The sequence below is a fragment of the Corallococcus sp. 4LFB genome (assembly GCF_046520365.1).
Classification (GTDB): domain Bacteria; phylum Myxococcota; class Myxococcia; order Myxococcales; family Myxococcaceae; genus Corallococcus; species Corallococcus caeni.
Window position 1 is genome coordinate 1 of record NZ_JBKGHJ010001194.1, and the last position, 657, is coordinate 657.

The following is a 657-nucleotide window of genomic DNA, read 5'->3' on the forward strand; positions in this document are numbered from 1 at the left end:
CCGACGACGCCGCCCGCGCGCGCCATGGCGCGGAGGCCCGGGCGCTGGAGCTGCGCCGCGCCGACGCGGAGGTGTGGAAGACGCTGGGCGACCTCATCGGTTCGCACGACGGGAAGAAGTTCAAGGTCTTCGCCCAGAGCCTCACCCTGGACGCGCTGCTCCTGCACGCCAACGCGCACCTGCGCGAGCTGGCGCGCCGCTACCGCCTGGAGCGCGTGCCCGGCCACGACCTGGACCTCCAGGTGGTGGACGGCGACATGGGCGACGAGGTGCGCAGTGTGGCCAGCCTCTCCGGCGGCGAGAGCTTCCTCGTGTCGCTGGCGCTCGCGCTGGGCCTGGCCTCGCTGTCGTCGGAGACGACGCAGGTGGAGACCCTGTTCATCGACGAGGGCTTCGGCACGCTGGACCCGGAGACGCTGGAGGTGGCGCTGGCCACGCTCGACGCGCTCCAGGCCACCGGCCGCCAGGTGGGCATCATCTCCCACGTCAGCGGGCTCGCCGAGCGCATCGGCGTGCAGGTGCGCGTGGTGAAGCAGGGCGGCGGCCGCAGCAAGCTCGTGGTGGAAGGCGACGCGGGGATCGCCGCCCCGTCGGATCAACAGGTGGCCTGACGGCCCGGCCGGGGACCCGCTCCCCGGCCGTCAGCCCGTCACCGGC

The 657-nt window shown here is 74.0% G+C and carries 1 protein-coding gene; it reads left to right on the forward strand.

The features are described 5' to 3' along the window. The coding region (locus tag ACLEQD_RS44865) for an SbcC/MukB-like Walker B domain-containing protein (protein ID WP_410391986.1) at positions 1 to 611 on the forward strand (611 nt) is incomplete at its 5' end. Positions 612 to 657: the final 46 nt, after the last annotated feature.